Raw genomic sequence first — 8,478 nt, forward strand, 5'->3', positions numbered from 1 at the left:
TCCGGCGGCGGGCCGGTCGGCGGCGGAACGGTCGTCGGTGGACGGGCCGGTGGGGTGCTCGCCAGGGTTGCTCACCCGCCCATAATCACCCGAACCCGGTGAACGCGAAATGAACTTGGGCGGGCGGCTACGGCATCGTCGGCAACGTCACCCGGACGACGTCCCCGCCGGCGTCGGTGTCGATGCGGACCCGCTGGCCCAGCCGGAGCAGCCGCAGGCCCGAGGCGTCGAACGCCCGAGCCGGGAAGGCCAGCTCGGTGCCGTCGTCGAGGAGCAGCACGCCGCTGCGCGTCGCCGCGTCGTAGGTGGCCACCGTGCCCTGCATGCCAGCACCGTACACCGCCGGTCGCGGGCGGGTCGCCGCCTCGGCGGGCGCGCCCGGCGCGAGCGCGAGCGCGGCCAGGGCGGCGGTGCGCGGCCCGAGGCCGAGCCGGGCGGCCTCGGCCAGGTCGCCGGCCGTGTCGACGTCCCGGCGCAGGGTCGGCCAGGCCCCGGTCAGCGGCAGCGCGCCACCGGCCAGGTGCGCCGCCGCCGAGCCGGCCCCGAAGCGGGGGGCCAGCGGCAGGCCGGGCGGCGCGGCCAGCAGCACGGTGCCGGTCCCCGGGGCGTCGGCCACGAACCGGCGTACCCCGGGCTGGCCGGCGGCGGCCGCGTCCAGCGCGGCGGCCAGCTCCGCCGGGCGCAGCGCCGGCAGGTCGGCGGTGAGGCCGGCCAGCCACTCCCGGCCGGCGGCGACCGCGACCCGGGCACCGTGCCGGAAGGCGGCGTTCAGGCCGGCGTCCGGCGCGTCCGGCACGGCCCGCGCGCCCGCCGCGTCGGCCGCCGCCGCCACCCGGGGGTCGTCGGTGACCACGACCACATCGGCCACCGCCGGGCACGCCCGCACCGCGGCGACCGTGTCGGCCGCCAGGGCCAGCGCCAGCTCCTCGTGGGGTACGGCGGGCAGCGCCCCACGCAACCGGCTCTTCGCCGCGCCGAGGCGCTTCACCGGCACCACCACCGTCCAGGTCAACTGCCGCACGGCGCAATCCTGCCAGTCGGTCGGCGGTAACCTCACTGGCCGTACCCGGGGCGAGCAGGCATGATTTCGCTGCGGGCGGCGCGGGCGGGCGCGGCGCGGCCCGCAGGCTACGAGGAGGCAGGGTGACACGGCGCAGGCTGGGCTTCTGGCAACGGTTCGCCGTGGGGCTGGTGAAGCCCGTGATCGCGGCCTGGACCCGGCGCACCTGGCGGGGCATGGAGCACCTGCGCGGCGACGGCGGCATCATCATCGTGGCCAACCACATCTCGCACGCCGACCCGCTGGTCTGCGCCCACTTCATCTACGAGGCGGGGCGCTGGCCGCAGTTCCTCGGCAAGGCCAGCGTCTTCCGGGTGCCGGTGGCGGGCTGGATCCTGCGCCGCTGCCAGCAGATCCCGGTGGATCGCGGCAGCGTGGACGCGGTGAAGTCCCTCGACGCCCTGGTCGCCGCGCTGTCGCGGGGCGGCACGGTGGTGATCTACCCGGAGGGGACGATCACCCGGCACCCGCAGCTCTGGCCGATGAAGGGCAAGACCGGCACGGCCCGGCTGGCGCTGACCACCGGCGCCCCGGTCATCCCCATCGCCATGTGGGGCCCGGAGAAGATCTTCGACCCGCGGACCAACCGGTTCGGCCTGCGCCCCAACATCCCGGTGACCGTCGACGCCGGCCCGCCGATCGACCTGAGCCGGTGGATCGGCTCGACGCCCACCAAGGCCACCCTGGAAGAGATGACCGACGCCATCATGCTGCGCCTGCGTGACCAGCTCGCCGAGATCCGCGGCGGCACGCCGCCACCGTTGTGGCAGCGACCACCCCGCCCCGCCATCCGTCCCCGCCGGGCCGAGGGGGGTGTGGCATGACCGGGCACGTGGCGGTGCTGGGGGCCGGCTCCTGGGGCACCGCGTTCGCCAAGATCCTCGCCGACGCCGGCCGGGACGTGACGATCTGGGCCCGGCGGCAGCCGGTGGCCGACGCCATCCGCCGGGGCCGACACAACCCGGAGTACCTGCCGGACCTGCGGCGGCTGCCCGACCGGGTCACCGGCACCGGCGACGCCGCCGAGGCGATCACCGGCGCGGAGCTGGTCGTGCTGGCCGTGCCGTCGCAGACGCTGCGCGGCAACCTCGCCGAGTGGGTCGGCCACCTGCACCCGGACTCGACGCTGGTGTCCCTGATGAAGGGCATCGAGCTGGGCACCACCAAGCGGATGAGCGAGGTGATCGTGGAGACCGCCGGGGTCACCCCCGAGCGGGTGGTGGTGGTCTCCGGCCCCAACCTGGCTCCCGAGATCGCCGCCGAGCAGCCCGCCGCCACCGTGGTCGCCGGCACCGACGACCGCCGCACCCAGCTCGTGCAGGCGTCGATCCGCACCCCGTACTTCCGGCCGTACACCAACGACGACGTGATCGGCTGCGAGCTGGGCGGGGCGGTGAAGAACGTCATCGCCCTCGCCTACGGCATCGCCACCGCGATGGGCTTCGGCGACAACACCCGGGCGATGCTGATGACCCGGGGGCTGGCCGAGACCGCCCGCCTCGGGGTGGCCCTCGGCGCGGACCCGATCACCTTCGCCGGCCTGGCCGGGATGGGTGACCTGGTGGCGTCCTGCTCGTCGCCGCTGGCCCGCAACCGCACCTTCGGCGAGCACCTGGGCCGGGGGGAGACCCTGGAACAGGCCCAGGCGGCCACCCGGCAGACGGCCGAGGGCGTGAAGAGCTGCCTGGCCATCCGGGACCTGGCCCGCTCGCACGGGGTGGAGATGCCGATCACCGAGCAGATCGAGCGGATCTGCCACGAGGGGATGGAGCCGCGGCTCGCCGTGGACGCGCTGATGAGCCGCACCGCCAAGCCCGAGTCGTACGAGTGAGGTTGCCGTGACCATGTCCCAGATCGACGGTTCCGACGGCGACGGCACCCGGTGCGTCCAGGCCGGGCTGCCCGAGCCGGCACCGGGGGAGCCCTTCCTGCCCGGCCCCGTCCTCGCTGCCACGTACCACCTGGACCCGTGGCAGGGGCCGGCGGCGAGCCCGAACGGGTACGGCCGGCCCGACAACCCCACCCGTCGGCTGCTGGAGGCGGCCATCGGCGAGCTGGAGGGCGGTCAGACCCGGGTCTTCGCCAGCGGGCAGGCGGCGATCACCGGGCTGCTGCTGGCCCTGCTGCGCCCCGGCGACGCCGTGGTGCTCCCCGCCGACGGGTACTACCCGATGCGCGCGTTCGCCACCGGGACCCTCGCCGGGATCGGCGTGCGGGTGGCGTTCGCGCCGACCGCCGGGCCGTACCCGTCGTTCGAGGGGGTGCGGCTGGTGCTGCTGGAGACCCCGGCGAACCCCGGCCTGGACGTCGCCGACATCGCCGCGCTGGCGCGGGCGGCGCATGCGGCCGGGGCGCTGGTCGCGGTCGACAACACCACCGCCACCCCGCTGGGGCAGCGCCCACTGGACCTCGGCGCGGACCTGGTGGTGGCCTCCGGCACCAAGGCCCTGACCGGCCACTCCGACCTGCTGCTCGGCTACGTCGCCACCCGCGCCCCGGAGCTGCTGGAGCCGATCGACGCCTGGCGCACGGCCACCGGCGCGGTGCCCGGCGCGTTCGACGCCTGGTTGGCGCACCGCTCGCTGGCCACCCTCGACCTGCGGCTGGCCCGGCAGTCCGCCAACGCCGAGGCGCTGGCCCGGTTCCTCGCCGGCCGCTCCGACGTGACCGGGGTGCGCTGGCCGGGGCTGCCCGACGACCCCGCCTACCCGGTGGCGGCGGCGCAGTTGCGCCGGGTGCCCGGGGTGCTCGCGTTCGACCTGGGCAGCGCCGAGCGGGTCGCCCGGTTCCTCGCCGCGTCCCGGTTGGTGGCCGCCGCCACCTCGTTCGGTGGCCTGCACACCACGGCCGACCGCCGGGCCCAGTGGGGCGACGACACCGCCCCCGGCTTCGTCCGGCTCTCCTGCGGGGTGGAGGACACCGTCGACCTGCTGGCCGACGTCACCGCCGCCCTCGCGGCCGCTGCCGGCCCTGCCGCTCCTGCCGCTCCCGCCGGCCCTGCCGCTCCCGCCGGCCCTGCCGCTCCCGCCGCGTGAGTGGCCCGGTGCCCGTGGCGTCCACCGGGTTCCACCCCGACCGGGCCGCCCTGGTGTCCCGGCTGCGCGCCGCCGGCTGCGTCTTCGCCGAGGACGAGGCCGAACTGCTCCTCGCCGCCGCCGACTCCGCCGAACGGCTCGCCGACCTGGTCGACCGGCGGGTCGCCGGCCTGCCGCTGGAGCACCTGCTCGGCTGGGCCGAGTTCTGCGGGCTGCGGGTCGGCGTCGACCCCGGCGTCTTCGTGCCTCGGGCGCGTACCGCGCTGCTGGTCTCGGCCGCGGCGGAGGTCACCCGGCCCGGGGCGGCGGTGCTCGACCTGTGCTGCGGCTCCGGGGCCGCCGCGCTGGTGCTCGCCGGGCGGCTCGCCCCGGGCTGGCTGGCCGCCGCCGACCTGGACCCGGTCGCCGTGGCCTGCGCCCGGCGCAACCTCGCGCATCTCGGCGTGCCGGTCTACCAGGGCGATCTGTTCGAGCCGGTGCCGGCGCACTGGCGGGGCCGGCTCGACCTGGTGGTGGCCAACGCGCCGTACGTGCCGACGCAAGCGGTGGCGCTGATGCCGCCCGAGGCGCGGCTGCACGAGGCCGCGGTGGCCCTGGACGGTGGCGCGGACGGGCTGGTGGTGCTGCGCCGGGTGGCCGAGGCGGCAGCGGGGTGGCTCGCCCCGGGCGGGCACCTGGCTGTGGAGGTCGGCGTCGGTCAGATCGACGCGCTCCGCGCGACGCTGACCGGTCTCGGCCTGGTCCCCTCCGTGTGGCACGACGAGGAACTCGACGCCACGGCGCTGATCGCCCGCCGCCCCGCCTGAGCCGCCGCGTTGCGCCGCAGTCGGCGTGGCTCTTGATCGACACCGTGTTAGGGATGTAGCGGTTTCGGGCCGCCGTGAACGCGCCATGTCACCCTCGTGGTTTCGATCATGGGCGCGGGGCGCGGGGCGCGGGGCGCGGGGCGCGGGGCGCGGGGCGCGGGGCGGGGGCGGGGGCGGGGGATGTGGGCTTGGGTGGCGGTGCCGGCAGTGACGTGGTCCACCCGCCGCGACCGGTGGTGCGACCGGGCGGCGGGTGGACCACGGGGCCGGTCGGGTTCCGGCCGGAGGTGCCGCGTCGGCCGGCCGGGGCGGGACCCCCCGCCCGGCCGACGCGACGGTCAGGGGCGGGGCGGGGCTGCGGCGAACGTGGCCCAAGCCGTCGGCGGGAAGATCAACGCCGGGCCGGCCGGGTCCTTGGAGTCGCGCACCGCGATGGCGTCGGGCACGACCGCCACCTCCACGCAGGCGCCTTCGTCGCCGCTGCGGCTGCTCTTGCGCCACCGCGCGGCGGCCAGCGCCGTCCTCGTCGTCGGGGTCATCGTTCCTACCGTCCCTTCAGGACTCGGTGAAGTTCATCCCGGCTGGCCGCGGGGCTGAGCGCGACCGACCGCAGATGCTCCATGATCTTGGTGCAGGTACGCAGGTCGCCGGGGCGGTCCAGGACCATCTGCCCGGCCACCGTCTCCACCGACGCGATGATCGGGTCCTCCGGGTCGGGGAACTCCAGGATGTGCAGCGAGCCTCGGGTGCCCCGGTGGTAGCCGGCGGTCAGCGGGATCACCTGAACGGTGATGTTGGGCAGCTCGGCCATCTTGAGCAGGTGGAGCAGTTGCTCCGCCATCACGCTGGGGCCGCCCACCGGGCGCAGCAGCGCGCCCTCGTCGATGATCGCGTCGAGGATCGGCGGGTCCTGGTCGGTGAGCCGCTGCTGGCGGTCGAGGCGCAGGTGGACCCGTTGCTCCACCTGCTCGTCGCTGAGGGTGTGCGGGCCGCCCCGCATCACCGCGCGGATGTAGTCGGCCGTCTGGAGCAGGCCGGGCACCACCGACGGCTCGAAGTTGGCGATGCCGGTCGCCTCCGCCTCCAACGCGATGAAGTCGATGGTCCGCCGGTCCAGCAGGTAGGAGTAGGACACCCACCAGCCCGGCTTGCGGGCGTCCTTGGCGAGCTGGACGGCGGCGGCCAACTCGTCCGCGCCCACCCCGTAGAGGGTGAACAGGGCGCGCACCGTGGCCGGGCTGATCAGGGTCTGGGCGTTCTCGTAGCGGGACAGGGTGCTGCGGGTGCTGTTGATCTCGTCGGCTGCGGCCTCGAGGGTGAGGCCGGCCGCTTCCCGGTGGGCGCGCAGCGCGATGCCGAGCCGTCGGGCCCGTGCGGTCTTCGGAGCCATGCATCGATGGTGACACACATCGTTGGGAAGGTGTACATGAGAGAACTCAGATGAGAGTTGCATTCACGCGCGTCGACATGTCAGCCTGTGAGCAGTTCCTCACCGCCGGTTGTCGTGGCGACGGCGGTGGTGAGTGACCGGAGGGGATGGGGCGCGTGGCGATCGGGTTTTACTCCCCCGTATCCGATCGCCACGTGCCGCCGCCCGGTGAGCACCGGAAGGGACTCGCATGACGGTGACCGCTTGCTGGCCCCGGGTGTCGCGGTGTCGTTGGTGTGCGCATCCGGTGCTTCGGGACAACGACGACGCGTGGATCCACGCCAATCTGGCCTACGTCTGCCGGGACACCTCCGGCGGGCTGGCGGCCACCACGGCGGAACCCGAACGGCCGCCGGCACCGGTGCGGCCCGTGGCACCTCGGTGGCCGACGGTGCCGGACGGGCCCAGTGCGCCCGAGCGGCCCGCGACGCCCGACTCGGCGTCCGCCAGCGCGGGGTGGGGGCGGCGATGAACCGCTTCCTGGTGGTGCTCACCGACGTCCGGCCCGGCGACGGGGTCGGCCGCAACGAGCGGCTGGCGCCCGAGCGGCGTCGTCAGGTGGTGAGCGCCAGCAGCCGGGAGGCGGCCGACCGGATAGCCGGGGCGTTCATGGCGCTGGGCATGGTCCGGGCCGGGCGGCAACGGGTGAAGGTGATCGCGGTGGGGCGCCGCTACGGCGTCTGACCGCAGCCGGCGCGGACCCTCCGTCGACGCCTGGGCGTGCTGTCATGATTACTGAGAGTGTCGGTGGTGTTGTCCGGTTTCTCGGGATGCCCGCACTGCCCGGGTATCGGTCCCCGTGCCTCGCCACGCACAGTAAGGTCAACCCCGTGAGCGCCCTCGGCGAGCACCACAGCCTCGCAGTCGCGAACGAAAGGGTGACCGAGTGACCACCCCAGGCAAGACCCGTGTGGCCCTCGTCTTCGGCGGCCGCAGCCCCGAGCACGGCATCTCGTGCGTCAGCGCGGGCAGCGTGCTGGCCGCCCTCGACCCGGACGAGTACGAGGTGGTCCCCGTGGGCATCACCCGCGCCGGCAAGTGGGTGCTGACCGACGGCGACGCTGGTGCCCTGGCGATCAGCGCCCGCCGGCTGCCGGAGATCACCGCCGACGCCGGCGTCGACATCGTGCTGCGCGCCGACCCCACGGGCAACGGGCTGATGGTGCTCGACCCGGCCGAGGGCCCGCTGGCGCTCGCCGACGTCGACGTGGTCTTCCCGGTGCTGCACGGCGCGTACGGCGAGGACGGCACCCTCCAGGGCATGTTGGAGATGGCCGGCATCCCGTACGTCGGGGCCAACGTCTTCGCCTCCGCCGCCACCATGGACAAGGAGTTCACCAAGAAGCTCTGCGCCGTCGAGGGCATCCCCGTCGGGCCGTACGTGGTGCTGCGCAACGGCGTGAACCTCTCCGAGGCCGACAAGGAACGCCTCGGCCTGCCGGTCTTCGTCAAGCCGTCCCGGGCCGGCTCGTCGTTCGGCATCACCAGGGTCGACGACTGGGCCGACCTGGAGGCCGCCGTCGCCGTGGCCCGCGAGATCGACCCGAAGGTGCTGGTCGAGGCGGCGATGATCGGCCGGGAGATCGAGTGCGGGGTGCTGGAGGGCGAGGTCGGGGGCACCGCCGAGGCGTCCCTGCTGGCCGAGGTGCGCGCCGGCGGCGACCACGAGTGGTACGACTTCGAGGCGAAGTACCTCTCCGAGCCCGAGTACGACCTGCCGGCCGACCTGCCCGAGCCCGTCGCCCGGCAGGTCCAGGAGTACGCGGTCCGGGCGTTCGCCGCCCTGGACTGCGCCGGTCTGGCCCGGGTCGACTTCTTCGTCACCCCCGAGCTCGACGTCTACCTCAACGAGATCAACACCATGCCGGGGTTCACCCCCACGTCGATGTTCCCGCTGATGTGGGCCGCTTCCGGGCTGGAGTACCCGAAGCTGGTCAGCCGCCTGATCCGCACCGCCCAGCGGCGCGGCGTCGGCCTGCACTGAGCGCACCTGCCGCACCTGCGCAGACCGGCCGGGCGGCCGACGCGACCCGCCCGGTCGGCGCGTGCGGCGCGACCCGCCCGGTCGGCGCGTGCGGCGCGACCCGCCCGGTCGGCGCGTGCGGCGCGACCCGCCCGGTCGGCGCGTGCGGCGCGACCCGCCCGGTC

Annotated in this window: 7 protein-coding genes and 2 pseudogenes; 6 read left to right on the plus strand and 3 right to left on the minus strand. The window is 75.2% G+C overall.

The annotated features are described in order from the left end of the window. Positions 1-373: 373 nt before the first annotated feature. Positions 374-1,012: pseudogene (gene cofC / locus ACLQ2V_RS09620) on the minus strand (2-phospho-L-lactate guanylyltransferase); the annotation flags it as partial. Positions 1,013-1,143: 131 nt separating this feature from the next. Between cofC and ACLQ2V_RS09625 the strand changes: the two are divergent. The 4 genes and pseudogenes from ACLQ2V_RS09625 to ACLQ2V_RS09640 all read left to right on the plus strand — a co-directional run bounded on the left by ACLQ2V_RS09625 (position 1,144) and on the right by ACLQ2V_RS09640 (position 4,901). Continuing rightward, on the plus strand, positions 1,144-1,884 hold the full coding sequence (locus ACLQ2V_RS09625; RefSeq protein ID WP_425718046.1) for a lysophospholipid acyltransferase family protein: 741 nt from the start codon (positions 1,144-1,146) through the stop codon (positions 1,882-1,884). Next, the gene (locus tag ACLQ2V_RS09630) at positions 1,881-2,891 is read left to right on the plus strand and encodes an NAD(P)H-dependent glycerol-3-phosphate dehydrogenase (protein WP_425718047.1); all 1,011 of its coding nucleotides are present in this window, start codon (positions 1,881-1,883) and stop codon (positions 2,889-2,891) included. Before ACLQ2V_RS09625 ends, ACLQ2V_RS09630 begins: the two co-directional genes overlap by 4 nt. Positions 2,892-2,904: 13 nt before the next feature. Further along, positions 2,905-4,023: pseudogene (locus ACLQ2V_RS09635) on the plus strand (cystathionine gamma-lyase); the annotation flags it as partial. Positions 4,024-4,109: 86 nt separating this feature from the next. After that, positions 4,110-4,901, plus strand: coding sequence for a putative protein N(5)-glutamine methyltransferase (locus ACLQ2V_RS09640; RefSeq protein ID WP_425718326.1), 792 nt, complete (start codon positions 4,110-4,112; stop codon positions 4,899-4,901). Positions 4,902-5,239: 338 nt separating this feature from the next. On the opposite strand, the gene ACLQ2V_RS09645 is transcribed toward ACLQ2V_RS09640, so the two are convergent. Together ACLQ2V_RS09645 and ACLQ2V_RS09650 are read right to left on the minus strand one after the other, a co-directional pair. Next, positions 5,240-5,440: a DUF397 domain-containing protein gene (locus ACLQ2V_RS09645; RefSeq protein WP_425718048.1), complete on the minus strand. Its 201-nt coding sequence runs from the start codon at positions 5,438-5,440 to the stop codon at positions 5,240-5,242. A gap of 5 nt (positions 5,441-5,445) precedes the next feature. Then, positions 5,446-6,291 carry a helix-turn-helix domain-containing protein gene (locus ACLQ2V_RS09650; protein ID WP_425718049.1) on the minus strand — a complete coding sequence of 282 codons (846 nt, stop codon included), beginning with the start codon at positions 6,289-6,291 and terminating at the stop codon, positions 5,446-5,448. A gap of 507 nt (positions 6,292-6,798) precedes the next feature. Between ACLQ2V_RS09650 and ACLQ2V_RS09655 the strand changes: the two genes are divergently transcribed. Then, positions 6,799-7,014, plus strand: a complete 216-nt coding sequence (locus ACLQ2V_RS09655; RefSeq protein WP_425718327.1) for a hypothetical protein — start codon at positions 6,799-6,801, stop codon at positions 7,012-7,014. 202 nt (positions 7,015-7,216) lie between these two features. After that, positions 7,217-8,314, plus strand: coding sequence for a D-alanine--D-alanine ligase family protein (locus tag ACLQ2V_RS09660; protein WP_425718050.1), 1,098 nt, complete (start codon positions 7,217-7,219; stop codon positions 8,312-8,314). Positions 8,315-8,478 lie beyond the last annotated feature (164 nt).

The sequence above is a fragment of the Micromonospora sp. DT233 genome, from assembly GCF_049841815.1.
In the GTDB taxonomy this organism is placed as follows: Bacteria; Actinomycetota; Actinomycetes; order Mycobacteriales; family Micromonosporaceae; genus Micromonospora.

Bases quoted from the DNA above. Each gene is read 5' to 3' on its own strand.
- ACLQ2V_RS09630 (WP_425718047.1), top strand. From the start codon at position 1,881: ATGACCGGGCACGTGGCGGTGCTGGGGGCCGGCTCCTGGGGCACCGCG.
- ACLQ2V_RS09645 (WP_425718048.1), bottom strand. From the start codon at position 5,440: ATGACCCCGACGACGAGGACGGCGCTGGCCGCCGCGCGGTGGCGCAAG.
- ACLQ2V_RS09650 (WP_425718049.1), bottom strand. From the start codon at position 6,291: ATGGCTCCGAAGACCGCACGGGCCCGACGGCTCGGCATCGCGCTGCGC.
- ACLQ2V_RS09655 (WP_425718327.1), top strand. From the start codon at position 6,799: ATGAACCGCTTCCTGGTGGTGCTCACCGACGTCCGGCCCGGCGACGGG.